This is a genomic window from Kribbella sp. NPDC051587, from assembly GCF_044453945.1.
In the GTDB taxonomy this organism is placed as follows: domain Bacteria; phylum Actinomycetota; class Actinomycetes; order Propionibacteriales; family Kribbellaceae; genus Kribbella.
The window spans coordinates 151,052-176,535 of record NZ_JBITDE010000007.1 but is presented as its reverse complement, the minus strand read 5'-3'; the positions used below and the strand labels follow the sequence as shown (position 1 = coordinate 176,535).

Annotated in this window: 19 protein-coding genes; 3 read left to right on the top strand and 16 right to left on the bottom strand. The window is 69.4% G+C overall.

Going from position 1 to position 25,484, the window contains the following annotated elements; genetic code table 11:
• Positions 1–2: 2 nt before the first annotated feature.
• From ACIA49_RS25035 to ACIA49_RS24995, 9 genes are all read right to left on the bottom strand, one after another.
• Entirely contained in the window at positions 3–2,255 is a 2,253-nt protein-coding gene (locus ACIA49_RS25035; protein WP_396379743.1) for a hypothetical protein, read from the bottom strand.
• Positions 2,255–2,464, bottom strand: coding sequence for a DUF6760 family protein (locus tag ACIA49_RS25030; protein ID WP_396379742.1), 210 nt, complete (start codon positions 2,462–2,464; stop codon positions 2,255–2,257). The genes ACIA49_RS25035 and ACIA49_RS25030 overlap by 1 nt, the downstream gene beginning before the upstream one ends.
• Positions 2,410–2,862 (bottom strand): hypothetical protein, encoded by a 453-nt coding sequence (locus tag ACIA49_RS25025; protein WP_391545405.1) that lies wholly within the window; start codon positions 2,860–2,862, stop codon positions 2,410–2,412. The genes ACIA49_RS25030 and ACIA49_RS25025 overlap by 55 nt, the downstream gene beginning before the upstream one ends.
• Positions 2,862–3,311 (bottom strand): phage tail protein, encoded by a 450-nt coding sequence (locus tag ACIA49_RS25020; RefSeq protein WP_396379741.1) that lies wholly within the window; start codon positions 3,309–3,311, stop codon positions 2,862–2,864. Before ACIA49_RS25020 ends, ACIA49_RS25025 begins: the two co-directional genes overlap by 1 nt.
• A gap of 28 nt (positions 3,312–3,339) precedes the next feature.
• Positions 3,340–4,896, bottom strand: coding sequence for a phage tail sheath family protein (locus ACIA49_RS25015; RefSeq protein ID WP_396379740.1), 1,557 nt, complete (start codon positions 4,894–4,896; stop codon positions 3,340–3,342).
• Positions 4,897–5,462: 566 nt separating this feature from the next.
• On the bottom strand, positions 5,463–7,694 hold the full coding sequence (locus ACIA49_RS25010; protein ID WP_396379739.1) for a hypothetical protein: 2,232 nt from the start codon (positions 7,692–7,694) through the stop codon (positions 5,463–5,465).
• A gap of 96 nt (positions 7,695–7,790) precedes the next feature.
• Positions 7,791–8,441 (bottom strand): hypothetical protein, encoded by a 651-nt coding sequence (locus ACIA49_RS25005; RefSeq protein ID WP_396379738.1) that lies wholly within the window; start codon positions 8,439–8,441, stop codon positions 7,791–7,793.
• 30 nt (positions 8,442–8,471) lie between these two features.
• Entirely contained in the window at positions 8,472–10,466 is a 1,995-nt protein-coding gene (locus ACIA49_RS25000; RefSeq protein ID WP_396379737.1) for an ATP-binding protein, read from the bottom strand.
• Positions 10,463–11,122 (bottom strand): DUF4255 domain-containing protein, encoded by a 660-nt coding sequence (locus tag ACIA49_RS24995; protein ID WP_396379736.1) that lies wholly within the window; start codon positions 11,120–11,122, stop codon positions 10,463–10,465. The genes ACIA49_RS25000 and ACIA49_RS24995 overlap by 4 nt, the downstream gene beginning before the upstream one ends.
• A gap of 170 nt (positions 11,123–11,292) precedes the next feature.
• Between ACIA49_RS24995 and ACIA49_RS24990 the strand changes: the two genes are divergently transcribed.
• A complete protein-coding gene (locus ACIA49_RS24990; protein WP_396379735.1) occupies positions 11,293–16,998 on the top strand; it encodes a choice-of-anchor D domain-containing protein in 5,706 nt (1,901 codons plus the stop codon).
• Between the two features lie 50 nt (positions 16,999–17,048).
• Here the strand turns inward: ACIA49_RS24990 and ACIA49_RS24985 are convergent, their stop codons facing one another.
• From ACIA49_RS24985 to ACIA49_RS24975, 3 genes are all read right to left on the bottom strand, one after another.
• Complete coding sequence (locus ACIA49_RS24985) at positions 17,049–17,714, bottom strand: LuxR C-terminal-related transcriptional regulator (protein ID WP_396379734.1); 666 nt, start codon at positions 17,712–17,714, stop codon at positions 17,049–17,051.
• 284 nt (positions 17,715–17,998) lie between these two features.
• Positions 17,999–18,436 (bottom strand): type II 3-dehydroquinate dehydratase, encoded by a 438-nt coding sequence (gene aroQ, locus ACIA49_RS24980; protein ID WP_396379733.1) that lies wholly within the window; start codon positions 18,434–18,436, stop codon positions 17,999–18,001.
• Positions 18,437–18,441: 5 nt separating this feature from the next.
• Entirely contained in the window at positions 18,442–19,032 is a 591-nt protein-coding gene (locus ACIA49_RS24975) for a TetR/AcrR family transcriptional regulator (RefSeq protein WP_396379732.1), read from the bottom strand.
• Between the two features lie 56 nt (positions 19,033–19,088).
• On the opposite strand from ACIA49_RS24975, the gene ACIA49_RS24970 reads away from it, so the two are divergent.
• Positions 19,089–21,080 (top strand): HelD family protein, encoded by a 1,992-nt coding sequence (locus ACIA49_RS24970; RefSeq protein WP_396379731.1) that lies wholly within the window; start codon positions 19,089–19,091, stop codon positions 21,078–21,080.
• Here ACIA49_RS24970 and aroB read toward each other — a convergent pair.
• From aroB to ACIA49_RS24950, 4 genes are read right to left on the bottom strand one after another with little or no spacing between them, the layout of a single operon-like run.
• Entirely contained in the window at positions 21,073–22,176 is a 1,104-nt protein-coding gene (aroB, locus tag ACIA49_RS24965; RefSeq protein ID WP_396379730.1) for a 3-dehydroquinate synthase, read from the bottom strand. The two genes, ACIA49_RS24970 and aroB, sit on opposite strands and share 8 nt — an antisense overlap.
• A complete protein-coding gene (locus ACIA49_RS24960) occupies positions 22,173–22,673 on the bottom strand; it encodes a shikimate kinase (RefSeq protein WP_396379729.1) in 501 nt (166 codons plus the stop codon). The genes aroB and ACIA49_RS24960 overlap by 4 nt, the downstream gene beginning before the upstream one ends.
• A complete protein-coding gene (gene aroC, locus ACIA49_RS24955) occupies positions 22,670–23,875 on the bottom strand; it encodes a chorismate synthase (RefSeq protein WP_396379728.1) in 1,206 nt (401 codons plus the stop codon). Before aroC ends, ACIA49_RS24960 begins: the two co-directional genes overlap by 4 nt.
• A gap of 59 nt (positions 23,876–23,934) precedes the next feature.
• Positions 23,935–24,138, bottom strand: coding sequence for a hypothetical protein (locus ACIA49_RS24950; protein WP_396379727.1), 204 nt, complete (start codon positions 24,136–24,138; stop codon positions 23,935–23,937).
• 122 nt (positions 24,139–24,260) lie between these two features.
• On the opposite strand from ACIA49_RS24950, the gene ACIA49_RS24945 reads away from it, so the two are divergent.
• Positions 24,261–25,340 (top strand): ADP-ribosylglycohydrolase family protein, encoded by a 1,080-nt coding sequence (locus ACIA49_RS24945; RefSeq protein ID WP_396379726.1) that lies wholly within the window; start codon positions 24,261–24,263, stop codon positions 25,338–25,340.
• The last annotated feature ends 144 nt before the right edge of the window (positions 25,341–25,484 follow it).

The window sequence follows — 25,484 nt, the reverse complement described above, 5'->3', positions numbered from 1 at the left end:
CTTCACCACATCCGATCCATCAGGGTGCCGGTTCGGTCCCGGTCGACCACCAGTTCTGCCTTGAGGCGGCGGGCGATCGGCTCGTACAGGCGCCGGGCGAGACCGTCGACGTCTGCGGCAGAGAGCGCTCCCCCGTTTCCCGCCGGCGTTGCCGCGGCGGCCGTCGTACTGGGTGCTGCTGTTGCGGGAAGTGCGGCGGGTGGGAGCGCGACCGAGGTTGTGCTGTCGTCGGCGCTGACGCTCTGGACCACGTTGCCTTCGACCAGACCGCCCGCCGCGGCAGACCCCGCGGCGGGCGGCCTGGCCACCGCCAGCGAACGTCCGGCGTCACCGGCCGGGGTGCCGGCGGTGGTCATACTCCCCTGGGCTGCCGCTGTGCGGGCAACGGCGGGTGCGGGCGAGCCTTCGAAGCCTGCAGCGCCGGATGGGCCTGCGTTGTCGACCGAGTGGGGTGGGAGGTACGTGATCGGCTGGGCCGGTGCGGCAGTGTCGTTGCCGGTCGCGGGTGCGAGCATCTCGGTGACGTCGGAGCTGAGAGCGCGCTCTCCGAGTAGGGGCACGGTTGCGCCGGCCGCGCCGGTGGCGTCTTGGAAGGCGCCGGTCACAACGGGCGGTACCGGGAGCATCTGGTTGCCGTTAGCAACAGGTAGGGCTCGTGCCAAGGGCGGTACGGCGGACGCGGAGCCCGACGAGCCGGCGGACGTGCTGGGACCGGGGATCGCTACCTCAGTGGCACCGGCGGCGGCTAGGTCTGCGGCTGAAGGGATACCGGCGACGGCCGGTGCGGAGGCGACCGGGAGTGATTGGGAAGGGAGTGGTCCGGCTAGTGGGGCCCCGAGGCCGGCCCGGCGACGGGAGAGACCGGCAGGCGCCCCTGCCGGAGCCGCCGGGCCAGCCGACTGAGAGGCCACCGGTAAACCGGCAGCGGTCGTACCGGGAGCAATCGCCTCGACAGCCTGAGCCGCCTCGGCCGAACCGGTGGTTGGCGCGAGGGTCGGCAGGAGGTGCTGGAGGGTTGGGACGGTGAGAGCGCGCCGGGCATCGGCGGGGAGCGCTGCGGTGACCTGGCTCAGTCCGGGAGCCGCGAGTCGCGCCAACGGCATTGAGGCTGCCGGAACACCAGCGCCTACGTCCGCTCCCCCGGGGCTGGAAGGTAACGGGGCCGCGCCGCCCGGGAGCGCCGTACCGGAGCCTGCCGAGGCGAGGGGAACGGGCGCGGAGGATGATCCGATCGCGGAGGAGAGAGACGAGGCGAGTGCGGGTGCTGCGCCGAGCGACGGCGCCGAACCCATTGCTGCGGCACGGCCACCGGCGAGGAGTTCGGCGAACGTTGGCTCACTGCCACGTGCCAAATCAGACACGGCGGAGCCGGCCGATCCCGAGCTTGTCGGAGGCCTTGCCAGTCCGAGCGCCGACGCCGCTGAGCCGAGGAGCGCAGTCCCAGCGCCACTGGACGAGGCCGCGCCCGGTGCTCCGAGAAGTCCAGCGGCACCGGCGGCAGACGCGCCGGGGGCACCGAGGAGTCCCGCAGCGGCACCGGAAGCAGGCGTGCCAGATGCGCCGAGGAGTGCAGCGGCGTCGGAGGCAGACGCACCGCGTGCACCGAGGAGCGCAGCAGCCCCGGAGGCAGGTGCGCCGGGTGCACCGAGAAGGGCCGCGGCGTCGGAAGCAGACGCGCCGGGTACGCCGAGAGGTGCGGCGGTGGAGGCTGGCGTGCTGCGTGCGCCGAGGAGCGCAGCAGCACTGGAGGCAGGCGTGCCGGGTGCGCCGAGAAGTGCGGCGGTGTTCGAGGTAGACGTGCCGGGTGCGCCGAGGAGCGGAGTCGCAGCGCCATCGGCACCGGCAGATCCGGTTGTGCCCAGAAGGGCCGACGCGGCAGCAGCGGCGCTGGGCGCACCGAGAGGTGCAGACGCACCACCTGTGCCGGAACCAGTTGGGGCGCGGCGGCCGGTGAGGGCGTTGCGGACTGCTTGGAGGACGCGGCCGATGGGGCCTGCGGGTGCTGGGGGCTCGGCGGACTCAGCAGTCGGGGCACCGAGGAAGGAGCTGTGGGGACGGACGTCGAGAGCCGATTCGGCGCCGTACAGGCTTGGTTGTCCGGTGCTGATCAGGTCGGACAGGAGGCCGCTGGGGGCGGCCGGGTCGAGCTGGTGGGCCATGTCGCCGGTGAAGGCGGGTGAGCGCCAAGACGAGATCCAGTCGCCGCTGGGCGGGCGCAGGGTGGAGGGAGCGCCCTCGGCTAGCTGGCCGATCATCAGTCCCCCTCGGTGATACGGCGGTTGATCTTCGAGATCTCAGCGACGAAGGCCTGCCGCTGCGGGTGTTCGAGGTCGAGGATGTCGTCCAGGCGCCAGTGGAAGTGATAGGCGACGTACGCGATCTCCTCCTGCAGGCGGCTGGTCGCGTACGTCAGGATTCCCCCAGGCGGCCACCGGCGATGTCGACGGCGAAGGACTGTTCGCACGACGGGCAGGTGACGGCGGCGCGGGTGTGACCTTCGGAGTTGATGCGGCGGTAGAGGTCCTGCAGGAACGCGACGTCGGAGGCGAACATGTTCTCGACCAACTGGGCGTCGATCCGCGGCAGGTCGCCCAGGCGGGTGATGACCCGGGCCAGCAGGACGACGGTCGTGAAGGCCGGGTTCTCCTGGACACGAGCGTCGTACAGGGGAATCAGTTCGTCGCGAGCTGTTGCCAGCCGCATCGTTCCGGACTTGTGGACGACGCCGTCCGCGTCGACGTACCCGCGCGGCAGTTCGAAGTCGAACTCGGTGCGCAGCGTGGGTGCCGCCGCCGGGGCGGGCGCGGGCTCCGGAGTGGGAGCCGCGTCCGCCACCAGCGTCGTGTTGTGGGCGCGACGCATCACGCGTACTCCATCTCGTCCCAGCACACGGTGAACTTCTCGGTCAGCGCCTCGGTCGAACCGGCCTTCAGTGTGCCGCCGAGCTCGACGTCCTTGATCCAGCAGTTGCGGAAGTTCAGCCGCTTCAGGGGCTCGCCGTTCGAGGTGTAGATGCAGACCTCCGCGGTCTTCCGGGCGCCCTTGATGTCACCTTGCATGACCGACTTCAGCCAGTCGGTGACGGTCTTGGAATCGGTCAGGCCCCGGGTCACCGTGAACGACGACGGCTTGGCCCGGCCCATCACCTGGCGCGAGACGAACTTGCCGTCCTGGGCCTGCTCGGAGTACGTGATCATGTCGACCTCGGCCTTCAGGCCGGAGACCTCCATCACGTAGGGCACCTGGACCCCGTCGATCGAGACACTGAACGAATACGCGGTCGCCATGTCCATGGCGTCAGCGAGTGGCATCGGAATCTCCCTTTCCTAGAAGGTCTGGTTACTCGTTGACGAGGCTGGTGCCGCCGGAGAACTGCGACAACTGGAAGACGACGAACTCGGCCGGCTTCACCGGCGCGATGCCGATCTGGCAGACCACCTGGCCGGCGTCGATCGCCTCGGCCGGGTTGGTCTCGCGGTCGCACTTCACGTAGAAGGCCTCGTCCGGGGTGAGCCCGAAGAGCGCGCCCTTGCGCCACTCGTTCACCAGGAAGGCGCTGATGGTACGGCGGATGCGCGCCCATAACGCGTCGTCGTTCGGCTCGAACACCACCCACTGGGTGCCGTTGAGGATCGACTCCTCCATGTAGTTGAAGAGCCGGCGGACGTTGATGTAGCGCCAGGCCGGGTCCGACGAGAGCGTGCGTGCGCCCCAGATCCGGATCCCGCGGCCCGGGAACGCCCGGAGCGCGTTGATTCCGACCGGGTTCAGCAGGTCGTGCTCGGCCTTGGTGATCGTGGTCTCGAGCGCGATCGCGCCACGGACGACCTCGTTGGCCGGAGCCTTGTGGACCCCGCGGGACTCGTCGGTACGCGCCCAGATGCCGGCCGCGTGACCGGAGGGCGGAACCAGGATGTTGCGGCCGGTCGCCGGGTCGAAGGTCTTCGCCCAGGGCCAGTACAGAGCGGCGTACCGGCTGTCGTATCCGGCCTGGCTCATCCGCCAGTCCTTGATCTGCTGGGCGTTCAGCCCGGGCGGCGGGTCGATGATCGCCATCCGGTTGCCCATCAGCTCGCAGTGCGTGATGACGGCCTGCTGGACCGAGTGCACGGTCTCCAGGTCGATCGCGCCGCGCTGGTAGGCGCTCATCAGGTCCGGTACGGCGACGATCGTCACGTCGTCGATCGCCTCCAGGCTGGAGAATCCGGTCCGGTCGGCGACGTCACCGACGTAGTCGGCGGCCCCGACCCCTTCGCCGGTCGCGGCCGCGGACGGCGGTGCCACCAGCGACTTCTTGCCCTTGGCAACGGCCTCGACGGCCGCCGACGGGGCCAGCTCCTCGACCTTGACCAGCTTGGACTTCGCGTTGACCACGGTCGCGACGTTGCTCGCCTTGTCCGCACGCCGGTCCGGGACGACCGGGTCGTACTCCTCGGTCGGGCGGCCGTTCGCGCGCACCGTCAGCTTGATCGCGCCCTCGGGAGCGTTCTCGGTACCGCTGTCGGCGACCTCGACACTGACATCGGGGCTCTTGCCGTTGGCGCTCTCGATCGCGGTCACCTTGTAGTGGCCGAGCGTGGTCTGCGGCGCACCGGCCGGCAGCTCCTTGGGCGCCTCGCCGTTGCCGGCCGACTCGCCACCGATCCGGATGATGTACGCCGCCGAGCCGCCGTTCTGGATGTAGCCGAAGACGGCGTGCGCCAGGTACGACCCCTCGACGAAATCACCGAACGTCTGGGTGAACTGCGTCCAGTTGGTGATCAGCGTCGGGGTGTTCAGCGGGCCCTTCTCGGCAAAGCCGACGAACGCGGCAACCGCGGTACCGACGCCTTCGATCGGCCGCTGCCCGGCCTCCACCTCCTCGACGTAGACACCGGGCGACAGGTAGGTCGGCATTTTCACTCCTTCGAGCTGGTCTGGGTCTCGGACTCAAGCGTTCCCTTCGCCGGTCGGCATGGGTACGTCCGCGCGGACGAGGCCAGGGGCAGTCCGCAGTGCACATTCGGGCACCACCGCTGCGATGCTCGAACGCCGGACGGAACTTCTGCGGGGCGGTCGGCACCGGTGGCTGGTCGACCCGGGGCCGATCAGCCAGCACCGCCACCGCGAGCCCCTCAGGAACTGCACTGCCTTCCACCGCACCGCCGCGTCCTGGTCACCAGTCAACGCAACAGCTTTGGCGACAGCCGGTCCGTCATTGGCACCTGCGGTAGCCAGGACAGTGTCAATGGCCAGGAACCGTACGTAGCGCAACGAGTGGTCAAGGAGCACCGTCATCTCACCGAGCAGTGGCGTCGCACGCCCAGTACGGAGGCGATCCACGCACCAGCCTTGACCACGGCAGGTGTCCCACTGCGAAGCATCGGCACAAGCCGCTCCAGCGAATCGCCCCTGGAGAACTCGGTCAGCAGATCACTGGCCGCCGGCTCCCACTGGGCTCATCGATCAGGCGACCGATCAGCTCATCCATACGGTCCACAGTCCAACCCTTCCTCTCCGAGCGGGATCACGCAACTGTTGTCAACGGGGGCCGGCCTCGATGGGGACTTGCTGATGCGGTGGGTGCCGGTGGGATCGACCTGGAAGACGAAGCCGTGGGGTGTGGTCCATTCGAGGGTGGTGGGGTTGATCCGGCGCACCTTCCAGCCGCGGGCGTGAGTCTTCACCCGGTGGCCGTAGCGGCTGAGCGGTGCGAGGTTGGTGGTGCTGGTTTGGCCTGGTGGGCCGAGGGGGTCGTAGGGCGTGATGTGGTCGAGGTCGATGGACTTGTTGGTTTCGCGGGTGCCGTAGGGGAAGAGCTCGACGGGGTGGGTGAGTTTGACGCGTTCGCGGATGCGGTCGGTGGCTTCGTAGCAGTTGACCGAGACTGCCTGGTTGAGGTCGATGACCGGCTTGACGATGTAGGGGTCATATCCGATCAGTTCGCCCAGTTGCGAGGCCAGTAAGGGGCCGTGGCCTTCGACCCGGATCACTCCGTCGCCGACTGCGAGGGTCTGGTCGGTGAGGTGGACATAGATCTCGGTCTTACCTGGGCGTGCGGGAGCGCCTGGCGTCGTCCCGGGTGCGTGTCGGGTATAGGCGTCGCGTTTGATCTGCGCGAGCCGACTGTTGAGTGCACGTTGTGCTGTGGCGTCCATGGGCTCGCCAGTGTCGGGTTCGCAGGCGTCGGCGGGATCGAACGGTTCCACCCGCCAGCGGTTCGAGTGATCGGGGCGGTCGATGGGGTCGGGCAGGGTGCTGGTGCTGGGGTGCGGCGCGTCCCGGTCGGCCTCATCATCCAACCCAGGCTCGACCATGCTCGCCGACCACTCGTCCCAATCGTCCTCGCCACACGCGTCGTGCTGTCGCAGCTCGGGGCCGATATTCCTCAGGGCCGTTGCACCGTCCGAGGTGGGCCTCAGACAGCGAGCACCTGACGTGGTGGAGCTCGGGGCTGCGGAGTTCGCGGTGGGTGTCTGCGGGGTGCCGGGGGTCGAGGACAGGGTGCTGCGAGCGGGAATCCCCGACGCAGTGGTGCTTGGCGTGAGGAGTGGTGAGGCTGGGGCATGGTGAGCGGGAACGCCCGAGGTGGCGGAGCTCGAAGCCGCGGGAGTCGAGGCGGGAGTCTGCGGGGTCGCAGGGCTCGGGGCCGTGGCGCTTCGGTTCGAAGCATGCGGGGCCATGGCGCTGCCAGTACTGGAACCCGGGGTGGTGGAGTTCGAAGGCTCAGGGACCGTGGCGGGAGTCTGCGGGGTTGCCGAGTTTGAGGCCGGGGCGCTAGAGGTGGAAGCCTGCGCGGCCGGGGCGGTGCGAGCGGGAGCACCTGACGTGGCAGTGCTCGAAGCCGCTGACTCGGAGGTGGGTAGCTGTGGGGTTGCCGGGTTTGGGGCCGGCGGGATCGGGGCTGGGGTGTCTGCGGGCGCCTGGGTGGCGGGGGCGGGGTGGTGGGTTTGAGAGAGGAGTTCCTGGGCGAAGACGGGGTCGGCGATGATGCCTACCGCTTCGGCGCGGCGGAACTGTGGTGAGCGGGTATCACCCAGGGTCTGCTGGGCGTCGCTGAGGGCGTGGATGGTGGCGTCGAACCGGGCGGCTGCACCGACCGAGGTGCGGATGTAGATGGTTTTGGTGCCGTGCTCATCGGAGCGACCGACGAAGACGCCGCGTTCGCGGACCTTCGCGGCGGCCTCGGCACGAGCGCCGTCGGGGTCGGCGTGCATCTTGGCGGCCTTGACGATCTTGTCCAGGCGGTACGGGGTGATGGTGTCGATGAGGTTGGCGACGCGGCCGTCGACGTAGCGGGCGGCCTCCTCGGACAGATCGAGGCAGTCGCGCACGATCCGGCACGCCTTCCACGGGGTCGCCTCACCCGACAAGACCTTTGCCCAGGTCAACGGGAACCGGTGACGTAGCGCCAAGGCATCACCGATGATCCCGGCACCGACCCGATGCGAGACACCCATGACGACAGCGAACTCGCCGATCGCGAACTCGAGGATCTCCGGGCAGCCCTCACCACCGAGTACCACACCACGCTCACGGCCCTCGAAAGAACGGCGATCCGGTCGCTGCGTACAGGTGCTGGGGTGGAAGCGGTCGGCGTAGACCAGGGCATGTTCGAGGACGCGGGCATCGGCCCGGTTCGACAAGGCGCGGTGCTCGGCGGCCGACTCCAGCAAGTCGGCCGTCGAACGCAGCGTCAGATCTTCGTCGAACACGTGTTCGACTTTAGACCCTCAGTCGACCCACCGCAAATCACTAAAGGGGCAGAATCCCTTATCCACAAGGGGAAACATCACACCGCAATCGACCACCTAACCGTGTAGGCGCTCGCCCGTCGTGGATAGCCGGCCAGGCGGGGCGACGTAGACCCAGTTCGGGCACCAGGCGTTGGCCTCGGTCAGCTGTTCCTCGAGGACTTCGTAGGCCGGGCCGGCTACCTGTGCGACGAAGGAGGCAGCGGTGGAGTGCGGGCGGTGGAGCTTGAAACCCTTCATCCGCTCGTGGTTCAGGTTGGCGACGAAGATACCGGGCCGGATGATCTCGGTCGTCCCGTCGCTGCAGGCGCCCCACTGATCGTCATCGGTCCACCAGGACGTGATGGACACCATCCGGACAAGGTGGTTCGGCATCGTGACCTGACGGTCGATGCGGTCCAGCAATGAGAGAGCGGTGTTGATCAGTTGCCGATTGACCTCGGCGATCGGCAGGTCCTCCGGGAAGTCGAGCTGGCTGTGGCGAGTGAACAGCGGCTCGTTCTCATACACGGCGACGTCGGCGTATCTCTCCAGATCCGTGTCTGGCAACTGGTCCGCGGCCGCGATGGCACGCCACTGATCACCCGGCACGGACTGAAGCGGTGGCACGATCGACCCGATCTCCTCGGGCGCCTCCCCACGCTCGACCGCCCGCTGAGCGCGCCGGCCGTTCCGGTGAGCCTCTTGTGCCGACGAATCCAGTGTCACAAGGTCTCCTTCGGTGAGTCCGCCGACATCTTAGGCCGGTGGGAGGCGGCCTAGTTTGGTGTATTCGTGGTCGATGGCGGTGAGGAGGTCTTGGGGGGTGACTGGGCGGGTGTTGGCGGCGGCGTAGTAGGCGGCGGTGACGGCGGCGGAACGGATGTCGCCGCCGGAGAGTTCGAAGCGGGCGGCGGCGTGCAGGTCGAGGGTGGGGTGGCGGGGGACGGTGGGGCCTAGGCAGCGGTCCCAGAGGAGGAGGCGTTCGGGTTCTTCGGGTTGGGGGAAGTGGATGATGAGGTCTAGGCGGCGGCTGAAGGCCTCGTCGAGGTTGGCCCGGAGGTTCGTGGTGAGGATGGCGAGGCCGTCGAAGGACTCCATCCGCTGGAGGAGGTAGGCGACTTCGACATTGGCGTAGCGGTCGCGGGCGTCGGAGACGTCGGAGCGTTTGCCGAAGATCGCGTCGGCTTCGTCGAAGAGCAGGACGCCGTTGACGCCGGTGGCTTCGGTGAAGACGCGTTCGAGGTTCTTCTCGGTCTCGCCGATGTACTTGTCGATGACGGTGGCGAGGTCGACGACGTACAGGTCGACGCCGAGTTCGGCGGCGATGACTTCGGCGGAGAGGGTCTTCCCGGTACCGGATTCGCCGGTGAACAGGGCGGAGACGCCGGCGCCGCGGCCGCCGCCGGGGCGCATGCCCCAGCCGCGGATGACTTGTTCGCGATAGCGGGCGCGGATCGCGAGCTCGTGCAGGCGGTCGAGCTGCTCGGGTGGGAGGACGAGGTCGTTCCAGGAGACGGCGGGTTGGATGCGGCGGGCTAAGCGTTCGAGGCCGGCGCCGTTCTGGGAGCGCGCGCCGGCCCGCAGTACGTCGCCGGTGACGAGGACGCCGTCGACCTCGGCGCGGGTGGTCGCGGCCTCGGCGGTACGGACGATCTGGTCGACGCCGAGCCGGAAGGTGCTGGTCTCCCCTGCGGCGTCCAGGTCGACTGATGCCGTGGGCAACAAAGCGTGCCAGAGCGTGGCGCGCTGCGATTCGGTGAGGATGGGTGGTTCGAGCGTTGCCGGTACGACGTTCGCCCAGTTCGGATCCCAGGTCGGTACGCCGGTGAGAACGACCTGCACGGGTGCCGCCGCGAGTGCGCGGAGTACGTCGAGAGGTGCGGATTCGACCGGCCCGGCAAGGATTCCGGACGACCGCAGTCGCGCGTGGCGGGCCGCCGTACGGGCGAAGACGATGGGGTCGGTGTCTTTGGGCAGCTTGGTGAGGTCGAGGGCGAGGACGCCTAGGTCGAGTTTGGAGAAGGCGGCTGCGGTTAGGCCGGGACCCGCGCTGCCGGGGCGGTCGCGGAGGTAGACCGGGCGGCCGGGTTGCAGGCCGCGGACGATGCGCTCCTCGAGTTCGCCGTACACGATGAGAGGTGCCGGGACGGTGACGTCGAGCAGGAGCGGTTCGGTGGCGTAGCCGCCGACCAGGTACGCCGTGACCGGGTCGGGGACGCGGAGAGCACGACCGAGGAAGGGCCGGGTTGGTGACTCGATCTCGATCAGGCCGCCTGCCATCAGCGGCGCGGAGACGTCGAATCGTCCACGGGCCAAGGGATCTGCGGCCGGTACGCCGAGGAGGTCGAACACCAGACGGGCGGTCGCGCGGCGTTGGGAGACGTCGTCGTTCAGGTAGCCGTAGAGCTGTTCGAAGCGCGCATCGAGGTCGGGTGCGAGGACCGTCAGCAGGATCTCGGTGTCGAGTTCGGTCAGGCCGAAGGCGTGCACGAGGCGGCGAAGTCGCGGTGTCGACCCGTCGACTTCGGCGGCGTCGGCTTCCGCCTCCACGGCAGCCAGACGGTCGGTCAGGTCCGGAGGCGACGTAGGGCGGCCGGCCAGGATGCCGTCGATCACGGCCGGACTGAGATAGAGGCCGCGGAACGCGTCGTCGGGCGCGGGATCGGTACGGCGACGCAGCTCGACCAGCACGCGGACCCGGTCCTCGACCAGGCTGAGCCTTCCGAGCAGGTGCCGCAGGTGCTCGCTCATCCGCGCGCGGCCCGCTTGCGGCCGACACGTTTCGGAGCGACGGGCGCGGGCCGGGGAGCGCTCTCTCCCGCGTTCTCAGCCGTGGTCTCAGGTGCGTCCCGATCGGACAAGGCGACGTGCAGCGGCTCAACGATCGCGGGCGCGGTCTCCTTCGAGCGCCCGGCCTCGATCGGCAACGACAGCACGACATCGATCGACGGCCGCAGCTCACCACCGAGCGCGGACCACACATCGGCGAACGACCGGTCGTGCTCCGGCGGCAGCCCGACCGACAGCCCCACCGGAGAAGGGGCCTCCGGCAACAGATCGGCCGGGACCAGGTCGTGCACGAGCAACGTGTCCAGCAGCTGCCCGAGCAGGCGGTGCTCGTCCTCGGCCCGCTGTCCCCACACGCTGAGCAGGTAGAACAGCCGGAAGATCCGCGGCGGCGTCTGCCGCGCGACCACCCGGCCGTCGTCACCGAACCGCGGCACCAGTCCACTCGACCGGCGCCGGGTGTCCTCGCGGATGTCGTAGAGGAACAGGTTCACCGCCGGGCCGTTGCGCTTGGCCGCCCACTCCTTGGTCGGCGCGTCGAACACGACCTGCACGCGGGAGGCGTCGAGCAGCTCGCGGCGCAGCAACGCGGCGAGGGCGGCATCGGCTTCGGAGATCACCGTGCCACGGTAAAGTCGCAACCACACCGGCGGCAGGTGCGCACGCGCCGTACCGGGGGCCCTTGGGGCTGCCCGTTCAGGCAGGTTGCGCGGTCGGGCAGGACGCACTGCCCCGCAAGCCGCACGTGACGCTCTGCCGCTCCCCTGCCACAACCAGTTTGCTGGACGGCGTGAGCCGTCTCCCGCGTGTCCCGACCGCCCTCATCACCACCGCCGCATTGCTCGCGGCGGGAATCGCCGTTGTCACCATCACCCGCGGCGCGTCGGCCGCCGATCAGCGCCCGGCCAGTGTCGGCCTGGTATCGGACCCCGCCACCATGGGACCGTCGTCACGCTCCACCGTGAGCAGCAACGGGAAGTGGGTCGCATTCGAGGCGCCGAAAGGCGAGACGCAGAGCATCTGGCTGCGCGACATCAACAACATCGGCAGCCTCCAGGTCCTGCCCGGCATCGAGGACCTGACGGCGATCACCCCGACGATGTCCGGCGACGCCGGCCTGATCGCGTTCGCCGGCGGTCGCTTCGGCGGTACCTTGTCGGATCCGCTGCAGGACGGGCAGTTCTACGCGCTGAACCGGCGCGATCCGGACCACACCGTCCTGAAACAGGTCACCGGGGGCGCCGGCGACCTGCCGTACCAGCGGATGGTCCCGTGCGGGTCCGATGCCGACGACTGTGCGCCGAAGCTGTCCCGTGACGGCACCACGCTGGTTGCGCCGGTCCAGCAGTCGATCGAGACGAGCGTGCTCGAGATGACGGTCGACGGCAGGGGGATCGGCACCGACCGCGGGCTGTATCCGGTGCTGGACTTCGGGGCGTTCTCCACCAGCGGCGAGTCCACGGTGACGCTGAAGAACATCGGCCAGCTCCCGATCATCTACCCCGACACCGGTCCGGTGCTCGAGGGCGACGCACAGTTCACCGTTGCCTCCAGCACCTGTGCGGGAGTGCTGGCCAAGGATGCCTCATGCTCGGTGAAAGTAACCTTCACCGGCGGCCCGGACTGCACGGCCGAGGCGAACGGCGTACTGCGCTTCCCGGCGACGGCGGCGCCAGGCCAGACCGCGATCAAGGTCACCGGTGGCGGCGAGTGCCCCCGGCTGGCCGCCCTCCAGCCGCGTGCTGCCGCGGCCGCGGCCACCCCGGACTGCACGGGTCCGAGCCAGAACGCCGGCTACCTGCCCAACGCGGTTGAGCCCCGCCCCGGCGACGACGGTCACCCGCAACCCTGGTTCCCGCTCGACTCGGTGAACGCCGGTGAGCTCGACATCGCGGCGTTGACGATCCACAACTCGATGTCGGTCCCGTTGGTTCCCAGGCTCACCTCGCCCGGCTGTCACCTCAAACTTGTGCTCCCCGCGAACGCGTCGGCGGATGCCTGCCGGCCCGGCCGGCCAGTGGCTCCGCAGACGAGTTGTACCGCGTACGTCGAGTACAACCTTCCGGAGGTCGCGCCGTTCTCGGGCAGCATCCACCTCGGCGACACGGTCTACCGGATCGGCGGGCACGCCGCGCGGAACGTCATCGCCGCCTGGCGTGATGCCAGTGCCTCCGGCAACTTCGGCCCGGCCCGCATCGTCAGCGTGACCAGTGGGGCGAACGGCGTACCGATGGCCGGTGACGGACCGACGGTATCGGCCGACGGCCGCTGGGTCGCCTACAACTCGATCACCCCGTACAGCCGGCCCGTGCCCCTCGTCGGCTGGTACTCCCAGGTCTATCGCCACGACACCGACTCCGGCGGCGACCGGACCTATACGCCTGGCGAGACGACCCTTGCCTCCGTTCTGGGCAGCGGTGGGCTCCCACGGAGTACGCACTCGCCGTCGATCTCCGACGACGGCACCCGGGTCTCCTTCACCGACGATCGCGACTCACCCGACCAGGTCTTCGTCCGCGACATCCCCGCGCAGAAGACCGTCCTCGCCTCCGCCGGCCCGGAGGGGACCCAGGGCGGCCGCAGCTCCGGGAATGCCGTTCTGTCCGGCGACGGCTACACGGTCGCCTATGTGTCCGAGGCCGACCTCGGGGCCGGGTCCCTGGCCGGCGAGCGCATCATCGGACGCGATCTCACCAAGGACTTCGCCGGCGGCCGCGGGACCAACGAGTTGCTCTCGCCACGTCCCGATAGCGCCCCTGGCTCCGGCGACAGTGACGCGTTCATCGCGCTCAGCCAGGACGGCACCCAGGCGACGTTCGCGAGCACGGACCAGCTGGACAAGTTCAACGACGCCGACAACGAGGCGGACCTCTACCATTCCCGGCGCTCGGGTCACGTGACAACCACCCCGGACCCGGTCGACTTCGGCACGGCAAAGGTCGGTACGTCGGCCGGCCCGGTACCGATGACCGTCACCAACGACGGCACCACCGCGGTGCAGCTCGACAAGCCCGTCCTCATCGGCGACGAGTTCAGCGCCGCCGACGACCAGTGCGTCGGCACGGTCATCCGGCCCGGCAGGAGTTGCGCCTTCCTGCTCAGGTTCACACCGAAGGTCATCGGCCTCCGTGAGGGTCACGTCTACGCCCACAGCATCGGCGGCGCGTCCGTCAACTCGGGCAGCGCCGATCTGACCGGCCGCGGCAGCAGCGACGTCAAGATGCCGGGCGAGACCAAGCACGTGTCCACCAACAGCGCCGAGCATCGCGATCCGGCGATCAGCGACTCCGGGCAACTGGTGGCCTATCGGACCCGAACGAGCACCGGCGACTCGTCGTACAACCAGATCAACGTGCGCGACCAGGCCAACGCCGACGTCAAGCTGATCGGGCAGCACGACGAGGTCGGGCCGCCCTCGATCTCCGGGGACGGCAGCAGGGTCGCCTACGCGGCGACGGACCTCGGCGAGGCCGCATCGGCCACCAACGTGATGGTTGCCGCCGGCTCCACCAAGCGGCGGATCACCGGCACCACCACCGACCTGCGCTACCAGCGGCCCTGTGCCACGGACCATCTCGACTCGAGCTGCAAGCCGGACATCTCCGGCGACGGCAAGACGGTCGCCTTCGGCGCCAAGCTCGACGCGCGGGCCGACTGGCAGCTCAAGCCCATCCTGAAAGAGTTCGACGGCTCGTTGCACCCCGTCGAGTCCCTGATCGACCTCAGCACCGGTGGGACCAAGACGTTGCAGGTGGGCACCAGCCGCGCGATCCACTTCAACGAGAAGCCGTCGATCGACCCCGGCTCCGCGTTCTCGGTCACCGCCACCACCTGCGAGGGTGACCTGCAGGCCGGAGCGAGCTGCACCGTCGACATCAGGTTCGATGCGTGCGGCGGTGCGCACAATGGCGTTCTCCGGCTGAACGGCTCGACGCCGGAGGGTCAGGCCGCGATCGCACTGACCGCGAACAACATCTGCGTCCACCTCAGGGACCAGCCGACGCCCCGCGCGGCGGCGGACTGCACCCCGATCCCGCAGCCGGGCTACACGCCGGCCATCTCGACCGGGACGACCTCCGCCGGGAACATCCTCGGCGACGCCGGCGACGTCGAGGTCGGCGGCACTGCCTACGTAGCGGTCAGCGTCCCGGCCAAGGCGGGCGTTCAGGACATCAGCTTCGTGTCCGGCTGCGACCTCGCGCTGGTCACTCCTACCACGACAGATCCGAATCGGCCGCGGCCATGCGTGAACGGTGAACGGCTTCCGGCCAACACCGGCTGTACGGCGATCGTCGGGTACCGCCCGACCGCGGTCGACCCGGCATCGGCGTACCTGACCACCCAGACCAACGCGGACGAGAAGTCCTACCGCTTCGTCGGTACCGGAACCCGGACCGTGGTCCTGACCAGGACCGATACCGCCGGCGACGGCACGTTCGCCGGCGCACCCGAGATCGTCAGCGTGGACGCGGCCGGTGCGGTGACCTTCGGTCAGCAGCCGTCGGTGTCCGCCGACGGGCGCTACGTCGCCTTCGCAGGCATCTACGGGCTCGACGACCCGCAAGCAGCCAGCCTGCAGGTCTATCGGCGGGACCGGACGACCGGAACCACGATCCTCGCTTCGCAGCTTGCCGATGGCGCCGTCGGCACCGACAACGCGTTGTATCCGTCACTGTCGGCGTCCGGCAATCGCGTGGCCTTCGAGACCGAGGGTGAGAGCGGGCCTGGGCTGGCCGCGCGGAAGGGGACGGCGGCTGGCCGCGCCGAGCAGGCGGACGCGCACCCGAGCCGGGTCTGGGCCCGCGACCTGTCGAGTGCGAAGACCATCCTGGTCTCCGCCGCGGCCGGCAAGCCGACCGAGGAGGGCGACGGCTGGAGCTCCAGCGCGTCCATCTCGGCCGATGGGACCACAGTCGGGTTCGATTCGCAGGCCGATGACCTGGTCGAGCAGCCCGGTAACAGTAACCGCGGTGTCTATGTCCGCTCCATCGATCCGGACTTCGCCGGGGCCCCAGTGAGTGAGCGGTTCAGCGAGCGGGTGTCGCTCACCGAGGACGGCTCTGTGGCCGAGGACGGCGACAGCCAGAGTCCCTCGCTCAGCGCCGACGGCGCGTTCACGGCGTTCGAGTCGCGGTCGGACCTGGTCGCCGGAACCGTGGACGACGGGCTGGTCGACATCTTCACCCGGCGGCGGACCGCACAACTCGTGGCGACTCCCACGGCGGCGGACTTCGGCGCCGTACAGGTTGGTAAGTCTTCCAGTGCTCGCGAAATGGTCGTGAAGAACATCGGGTACGGTCCGGCCGCGGCTGGTCCGGCCGCTGCGGCGGCACCGTTTGTTGCCGGTAGCAACGTCTGTGCGCAGACGCTGCACCGTGGTCAGAGTTGCGCGGTCGACGCGCGGTTCGCGCCGACCGCGGTGGGTCCTGCGACCGGGACGCTGACGCTGCCGAGCAAGTCGGGCTACCTGGCCGGGCCTTCGGCCGCGGTCGGTCTGACGGGTAACGGAACGCCGGTGCCGCCGGTCGCGCGCTTCGCGGTGACACCGCTCTCTGTGACGTTCCCGGCGGTTGAGGTCGGCAAGGCGTCGTCACCGCAGGCGGTCAAGCTGCAGAACACCGGTGACGTGCCGCTGAACGTGGCGGCGACCGCGAAGGGCGCCGACTTCGGCATCACGCTGGGCTCCTGTACGACGGTCATGCCGCGCGCGACGTGCGACGTACCGGTGACGTTCGCGCCGCGAGCAACTGGCGGTCGGACGGGCAGCATCATGGTCACGCCGACGTCCGCGGATCCGGCGGTGGCGAGTCCGGCGGCGGTGACGGTTGGGTTGAGTGGGTCCGGGACGCCGGGTACGGCGGTCGCCTCGATGACGGTGGCGCCGCAGGGGCTGGTGTTCGGGCCGCAGGTGCTGACGGTGCCGAGTGCGCCGAAGTCGATCGTCGTCACCAACACCGGCACGGTGCCGCTGACGTTGAGCGGGGTGTCGTCGGTGCCGGACTTCCGGACGGCCGTCGGGTGTGCTCCGCTGCAACCGGGCAAGACGTGTGTGATCGCCGTACGGTTCGCGCCGCAGCTCCTGGGCGCGCGGACCGGGGTGGTGCAGGTCAGTGCGACGTCCGCTGGTGCGGTGGCGCCGTTCCCGGTGCCTGTGAAGGTGTCCGGTACGACGTTGACGCCGACCCTGCTCGTCGATCCGCCGGTGGCGCGGCCTGGGCAGATCGTGCTCGCGACGGGTACGAACTTCCCGCCTGGGCGCCCAGCCGTACTCGGATGGGACCTTGGGCTTGGTGGACAGCCGGCTATCGCGGACAAGACCGGAAAGTTTGTCGCTCCGGTGCTGGTCTATCGGCGGGACGTTCTGGGGCAGCGGGTGATGACGGCGACTGTGTCGGGCCTGAACTCATCTTCCGGGCGGCCGTTGCCGGTGAAGAGTCAGCCGGTGCTGGTGATGCCGCTCAGCTACCAGCCGCCGGACTTCGTCCTCCGCTGGTAAATGGAACCGGCCCCCGCGTGTGCGGGGGCCGGCGGATAGTAGCGAATGAATCAGATCAGGCCCTCACGCAGCGCGTAAGCGACGGCGTGCGAGCGGTTCTTCAGCTGCAGACGGCTGGTGACGTCGTGCAGGACGTTCTTCACCGTCCGCTCCGAGTACGAGAGCTCCCGGGCGATCTCCTGGGTGTCCTTGCCGTCGGCCACGAGGCGCAGGACCTGCGTCTCGCGGTCGGACAGACCGGTGTGGGACAACCCGCGCGGTGCCAGCACGTGCCGCTGCATGCGCGACACCTGACCGAGCAACCGGCCCAGCAGGTCCGGCGGCAGGCTTCCGTCGCCGGCGGCGGCGGCCTGCAGCAGGTGCACGATGCGGTCGGCCGTCGCCTCGGTCCGCCTCAGGACCCCGGACACCCCCAGCTCGACCGCGGTCATCAGTGCGTCGTCGTCGATCGTGCTGCCGATCAGCACGGTCCGGCGGCAGCCGCGCTGCGTCGCGGCCCGGAGAACCTGGACCGCACCGGCGTCCAGAGCGTCGACTGCGACCAACGCGACCACTGGCGGGGCGGTGCGCTGGTCCTGCTGCGCCATCAGTGCCGTCAGTTCGGCGTCACTGATCAGCGCGATCTCCGGACGCTGCCTGAGTGCGTGCACCAGCCCGAACTGCGAGAGCGGGTCCAGCGCCTTCACCCAAACAGGAATACGTTGCTGCGTCGTCATGCTTGTCACTCCCCCAGAGCGTTGTTGAACGGAACGGATCGAATCCGTAGTCACACGAACCCCCAAAATCGTCGATTCCGATCGTGCCCTTGCACCTTCAGCCAGCCTTAAGAGCCGGTGACGGCCGGTATCACGACCCAACGCCTAGCGTGAAGCACCGGCGTTTCACCGGCGTCTCACCCCGATCTCTTGGCCCCGCACGCCCTGAAACACCCCCGATCAGGCCGCGCGAAACTGCCCTTCACCCTTCACGATGCACGAAAGGGCAGGTTGGTTGTGCCGGATCAGTCGCCGAGGTTGGTCAGCGCGCGCAGGGCGAGGCGGTAGGAGTCCAGGCCGAACCCGGCGATCGTGCCGGTGGCGACGCCGGCCACGACGCTGGTGTGCCGGAACTCCTCGCGCGTCGCGGGGTTGGTGAGGTGGATCTCGATCAGCGGGGCGGTCCGCTGGGCGATCGCGTCGCGCAGGGAGTACGAGTAGTGCGTGAACGCGGCCGGGTTCAGCACGACCGGGATCCGGCCGTCGGCGGCCTCGTGCAGCCAGCCGACCAGCTCGGCCTCGTCGTCGGTCTGTCGCAGCTCGACCTCGAACCCGAGCTCGGCACCGAGCTTCTCGCACTCGGCGGCCACGTCGGCCAGCGTCGCCGACCCGTACTTCTCCGGCTCGCGCGACCCCAGGCGTCCGAGGTTCGGTCCGTTCAGCACCAGCACTCTCTTGCTCACGGCGCTCAGCCTAGTGGCCGGATCCGTGAGAAAGCGCTCTCTGCTTCTCTCAGCGCGGCTGGGTACCGCTTGGTTGCCGACTGACCGCCGGAGATCGCGCTCCAGTTGCGGTAGCTCAGGATGCGCTGGGTCGAGAGGAGCTGGGCAGCGAGCAGTTCGGCGTCGAGGTCACCACCCAGTACGACGGCCAGCGCGTGCTCGTCGTCGTCCATGAACTCCCGCAGCCGGGTCGCGAGCGCCGCCGTACTGAAGACCAGCTGGTAGTAGGCGAGGACCTGCGGGTGGTCGTTCAGTCCAGTGGTCGGCTGCCGGTCGGCGAGGCCGCTGCGGAAGTGTTCGGCGAGGGTCTCGACCGCTGACTCCGGTGCCGCCTGGACCAGCCGCGCCGCCTCATGGCGGTGGTCGGCAATGCGGTGCATAACGAGGTCCTGCTTGGTCGCGAAGTACTTGAACAGCGTCGGTTTGGAGACATCGACGGCGGCCGCGATGTCGGCGACCGAGACCTCGTCGAAGCCGCGATCGAGGAAGAGCGCGATCGCCGCCTCGGACAGGGCGTCGTACGTCTGCTGCTTCTTGCGTTCTCGGAGTCCGGTCACGAAGTCATGTTAACCTAGGCAAAAGATTGACCGGGTTAATCTTTTAGAGGAGTGCGATGCGGGGTCTGGCGGAGGAGCAGGAGTACGCCGAGGAGTGCCGGGAGGCGCTGCGGCGGATGGTGAGCGGGGCGCGGGAGAACGTGGTCGTCGGCGAGGACACGTGGGGCGACCGGTACACGGCCGAGCGGCTGGGCTACTACCTCAAGACGCTGGCGCGGGACCTGGCCGAGGAGGGTGACAACCCGCCGTACTTCGGCCTTGTCCGGTACGGCGTTTCCTTGGCGGCCGACGAGCATCGGGGCCAGACCTACTACCTCGGCCGACGGCACATCTCGGACGCGATCGGCCGGCCACCGATGGTGATCGACTGGCGGGCGCCGGTCTCGACGACCTTCTACCAGGCCTCCCCCACCGATCCCCGCGGCCTGGCCGCCCGCCGCCGGTTCGGCTGGGCCGGGAACACGCTCACCAGCTTCGAGGACGAGCAGCTGGACGCGACGCGGCCTTCCGGGTCCGGGTTCGGGAGCGAGCTGGTACGGCGGGAGATCGAGCGCGCGCGGGTCGGGCCGATGCGGGACATCGTCGCGACGATCCAGCCGGAACAGGACGATGTCGTCCGGACCTCGTTGGAGGTTTCGGTGTGTGTGCAGGGTGCGCCGGGGACAGGGAAGACCGCGGTCGGGCTGCATCGGGCGGCGTACCTGCTGTATGCGCATCGAGGGCGGTTGCAGCGGAACGGGGTGCTGGTGCTGGGACCGAACCGCGCGTTCCTGCATTACATCTCGGCGGTGCTGCCGACGTTGGGTGAGGTCGACGTCGACCAGACCACGGTCTCGGAGCTGCTTGCCGGGCGGATTGCTGCTGCAGCTGTGGATGAGCCGGCCGCCGAGGTGGTCAAGCACGACGTGCGGATGGCCGAGATCCTCCGGAGAGCGCTCTACGACCGGATCTCGGTACCGGCGGAGGCAGTGGTCGTCCCGGACTCGTCGTACAAGTGGCGAGTCAATCAGCACGAGTTCGCGGAGATGGTCGCGGAGGCGCGCGCCGACGCGACGACGTACCTGATCGGGCGGGAGCGAGTGATCGCGCGAGTGGTGGCATCGCTGCAGCGGCAGGCCGAGGCGCGCGGGCAGAACTGCAACGGGGTCTGGCTGCGGAAGATGGCGCGGGCGGTGACGCCGGCGGTCGATGCGGTCTGGCCAGCGGTGAAGGCCGACGAGTTCCTGGCCGAGATCCTCGGAGAGCGCTCTCTGCTCTCTCGGGCCGCCGCTGGGATCCTGAGCGCAGAGGAGCAGGAGGCGATCGCGTGGCCGCGACCACGGAAGGCGAAGACCGCGCGCTGGACGGTGGCGGACGCCGTACTGCTGGACGAGGTGAGCGCTCTCCTGGAGCGCGGCGAGACGTACGGGCACGTGATCGTGGACGAGGCGCAGGATCTGTCGCCGATGGAGTGCCGCGCGATCGCCCGGCGGAGTGAGCACGGTTCGCTCACCGTGCTCGGGGATCTCGCCCAAGGGACGACGTCCTGGGCAGCGCGGACCTGGTCCGAACAGCTCGCTCATCTCGGCAAACCCCAGGCCGAGGTGGTCGCGCTGACGACCGGCTACCGAGTACCGGCTTCCGTGGTTGAACTGGCCAACCGGTTGCTCAAGGCGTTGCCGGTCGAGGTCCCTCAGACCACGTCCTTCCGCACCGACGGCCAACTCACGATCACGCCGTCCCTCGACGTCGTAGCGGCGGTCCGGAGAGCGCTCCCCCACGAAGGCTCGATCGGCATCATCGCCGCCGACCACCGGGCCGCGGGAGTAACCGAGGTCTTGAAGGCAGCCGGGATCGACGCTGTGACCCCCGACGGCGACGGCCGGGTCGCCGTCGTACCGGCAAGTCTCGCGAAGGGTCTCGAGTACGACCACGTGATCGCCGTCGAACCCGCCGAGATCGTCGAAGCCGAACCCCGCGGCCTCAACCGCCTCTACGTGATCCTCACCCGAGCCGTCTCAAGGCTGGACGTGCTCCACGCGCGCCCACTTCCCGAGGAGCTCAGCTGATCTCGCCGTACGCCGCGATCAGGAGGCTGGGGTCGGGAGCTTCGAGGATGGTGGGCTTGGCCAGGCCGTCGAGGATGACGAAGCGGAGGCGGTCGGCGCGGGTCTTCTTGTCGAGCTTCATGGCGTCCTGGAGGTGCGGCCAGGCGTCGGCTCGGTAGGAGACGGGGAGGCCGAGGGACTCCAGTACGGCGCGGTGGCGGTCGGCCGTCGCGTCGTCGAGCCGGCCGGCGGCCCGGGCCAGTTCGGCGACGAAGACCATGCCGATGCTGATCGCGGCGCCGTGGCGCCACTTGTAGCGTTCGGTGCGCTCGATGGCGTGGCCGAGGGTGTGACCGTAGTTGAGGGCTTCACGGCCGATCGCTCCGCCGGCCGTCGTGGTGCGCTCGCGGAGGTCGGCGCCAACGGAGTCGGCCTTGACCTGGATGGAGCGGGCGATCAGTTCGGAGGTGGCGTCGTACGCCGGGGTGGAGGCGCCGGCCGGGTCCTTCTCGACCAGGTCGAGGATGACGGGGTCGGCGATGAAGCCGCACTTCACGACCTCGGCGAGACCGCTCACATAGTCGTTGCGGGGAAGGGTTTCCAGCGCGGCGAGGTCGCACAGCACACCGGCCGGTTCCCAGAAGGCGCCGACCAGGTTCTTGCCCTCGGCGGTGTTGATGCCGGTCTTGCCACCGACGGCGGCATCGACCATGCCGAGCAGCGTCGTCGGGATGTGTACGACCTTGACCCCGCGCAGCCACGTCGCGGCCACGAATCCGGCCAGGTCGGTCGTCGTCCCGCCACCGATCGACACGATCGCGTCCGACCGGGTGAACCCGGCCTGCCCGAGCACCGACCAGCAGTAGGCCAGTACCTCGGCGGACTTCGCCTCTTCGGCGTCCGGGATCTCGATCGCGTGCGCGGTGAAACCGGAACCGGTCAGGTCGTCGCGGATCGCGTCACCGCTGGTCCGCAGCGCACGCGGGTGGATGATCGCGACCCGCTGCACACCCTCGCCCAGCAGCCCGGGCAGTTCACCCAGCAGATTGTTGCCGATGACAACGTCGTACGGCGCCGCCGCGGCCACCCGGATCCGGGTCGCATCGGAGGCGCTCACCCGAGGTGCTCCTGGATCTCGTCGGCGATCTCGGCCGGGGTCTTGTCGTCGGTCACGACGGTCAGCTTCGCGACTTCGGCGTACAGGGGTCGACGGGCTTCCATCAGCGTGCGCAGTTGGGTGCGGACGTTGCCGAGCAGCAGCGGCCGGGCGACGCTCATGCCGACGCGCTTGGCAGCCTCGGTGAGCGAGACATCCAGATAGACCACGGTGTGCCCGGCCAGATCGGCCCGGGTGGCCGGGTCGAGAATCGCGCCGCCACCAAGGGAAAGCACGACGCCGGAGTCAGCCAGCGCGGCGACGATCGCGGCCCGCTCCAACGCGCGGAAGGCCTCCTCGCCGGCGTCGACGAAGATGTCCGAGATCGGCTTGCCGGCACCGGTTTCGACGTCGGCATCCGTATCGCGATGCGGGACCTGCAGCCGCTCGGCGAGCAGGGCGGCGATGGTCGACTTGCCCGAACCAGGCGGGCCGACGAGAACGACGACAGGGCTCACTGCTCGGTCCACTCCCGCGGCGTGATCGTGGTCGGCAGCGCCGCCAGGTACGACTGGTGGTTGCGCGCGGTCTCGACGACCGAGTCCCCACCGAACTTCTCCAGCGCGACCTCGGCCAGTACCAGCGCCACCATCGCCTCGGCGACGATGCCGGCGGCCGGTACGGCGCAGACGTCGGAACGCTGGTGATGCGCGGCCGCGGCCTCGCCCGTGCTGGTGTCGATCGTGCGCAGTGCGCGCGGCACGGTCGCGATCGGCTTCATCGCCGCACGCACGCGCAGCGTCTCACCGGTGCTCATCCCGCCCTCGGTCCCGCCGGAGCGGCCGCTGGTACGGCGAACAGTGCCTTCCTCGGCGACGATCTCGTCGTGCGCCTTCGACCCCGGCGTCCGGGCCAGCTCGAACCCGTCGCCGAGCTCGACCCCCTTGATCGCCTGGATGCCCATCAGCGCACCGGCCAGCTTCGAGTCCAGCCGCCGGTCCCAGTGCACGTAGCTGCCAAGACCCGGCGGGAGCCCGTCCACGACGACCTCGACCACTCCACCGAGGGTGTCACCGGCCTTCTGGGCGGCGTCGATCTCGGCGACCATCTGCTTGCTCGCGTCCGCGTCCAGGCAGCGCACCGGGTCCTCGTCCAGCTTGGCGACATCGGCGTACGAGGGAAGCACGCCGTACGGCGCCTTGACCGTGCCGAGCTCGACCACGTGGCTGACGATCGTCACCCCGTAGGCCTGGCGCAGGAAGCGCGCGGCGACCTCGCCGAGCGCGACCCGGGCCGCGGTCTCGCGGGCACTGGCGCGCTCGAGGACCGGCCGGGCCTCGTCGAATCCGTACTTCTGCATGCCCGCCAGGTCGGCGTGACCGGGCCGCGGCCGGGTCAGCGGCGCGTTCCGCGCGAGCTCGGCGAGAGCTGCCGGATCCACCGGATCGGCGCTCATCACCTGCTGCCACTTCGGCCACTCGGTGTTCCCGACCTGGATCGCGACCGGGCTGCCCATGGACAGCCCGTGCCGGAATCCGCCGAGGAACGTGACCTCGTCCCGTTCGAACTTCATCCGGGCACCACGCCCATAACCCAGCCGACGACGGGCCAGAGCATCGGCCACATCGTCCGTGGTGACCTGGACCCCAGCGGGAAGACCTTCGAGTACGGCGACGAGCGCTTGTCCGTGCGACTCGCCGGCGGTAAGCCAGCGCAGCATGCCGCCATCCTCCCACGCCCGCCCAGCCCCCCGGACGCCGGTCTCACCCCGGCGGCCGCTCAGCGGCAGGTGGTGGTGGCGTCCGGGTTGAAGCCGTTGCGGAACTTGAGGACGGTGTCGAAGGTCTTCACGATCGGAGACTGCTCGCAGGTCGTGGACGCGGTGGCGGCGGACGCGCCCGCAAGCGCGGCGCCGGTGAGCGCGGTGGTAGCCAGGGCCGCCGCGGCCACGCGGGCGGCGTTCCGACGGAATCTGGTGGTCATCGTGCACTCCTTGCGAGTCGTTGTTCTTGTACTACGACCGTAGAAGTCGGTGAATGGTTGCACCCTGGCGCTGAATCCCGTCTTGGGGGTAGCGCTGGCACCACCATGGATAGGGTCTTGGCATGAGTGAGGCGTGGCAGAGCCGGGTGCGCGGGTCCTTGCTGGGTGGGGCGATCGGGGACGCGCTGGGGGCTCCGGTCGAGTTCGAGCAGGGCCGGGCGATCGTGGCAGAGCATCCGGAGCGGCTGCGCTCGTTTGTGAGCGGGCAGGCCGGCTGGCCGCCGGGGACGATCACCGACGACACCCAGATGACGCTGTTCACCATGGAGGGGCTGATCCGCGCGGGCGTGCGCACGGAGCGTGGGCTCGGGTTCACGGTGGCTGTCGTGCACCACGCGTACGACCGGTGGCTCGACACCCAACTGCTGCCGGGGCCCAGCGGTGAGCGAGACGGGTGGTTACAGGGCGAGCAGTGGCTGTACGCCCGCCGCGCCCCCGGCAACACCTGTCTGAGTGCTCTCACTGGCTCTCGGAACACACAGTTCGGTCAGCAGGCAGTGAACGACTCCAAGGGCTGTGGCGGGGTCATGCGGGTGGCGCCGTTCGGGCTGCTGCCGCAATCGTTCAGCACCGAGTGGGTGTTCGACGCGGCGGCGGAAGCGGCGGGATACACCCACGGTCATCCGACCGGAAAGCTGGCGTCAGGAGCCCTCGCGGCGCTGATCCATGAGGTGTGCCGGGGAACCGAGCTCGATGCGGCGCTCGACACGACTGCCGCGGTGCTCGCGGCACACGAGGGGCACGAAGAGACCAGTACGGCGCTCGCCGCGGCACGTCATCAGGCGGCAACTGCTCCTGGGCACGGCCCGGTGCGTGTTGAGGAACTGGGTGGAGGCTGGATCGCTGAGGAGGCGTTGGCGATCGGCGTCTATGCCGCACTCGCCTATCGGGAGCCGGAGCAGTTCCTGGATGCGCTGGCGCTGGCGGTGACGCACAGCGGGGACAGCGACTCCACGGGCTCCATCTGCGGGAACATCCTGAGTGCCCTCCACGGCGAGACCGCGCTCCCCCCAGAGCTCGTCTTCGCCGTCGAGGGCCGTCCGGTGATCCTCCAGTTGGCCGACGACTTCGTGCTGGAGTTCTCCCAGCCGCAACGCCTACACGGTCAGGCCGCGTGGCAGGCGCGTTACCCGGGCTGGTAGCAACTACTTCGGGTCGATGCAGCGCCAGCTGATGCTGCCGGACAGGCTGCCGGAACCGCTGACCAGCCGGGGCAGGTTGTCTCCCCCGAGGGTGGTCTTCACGTCCTTCCACTCTCCGGGGGAGGCATCTCACCGCGCTCTCAC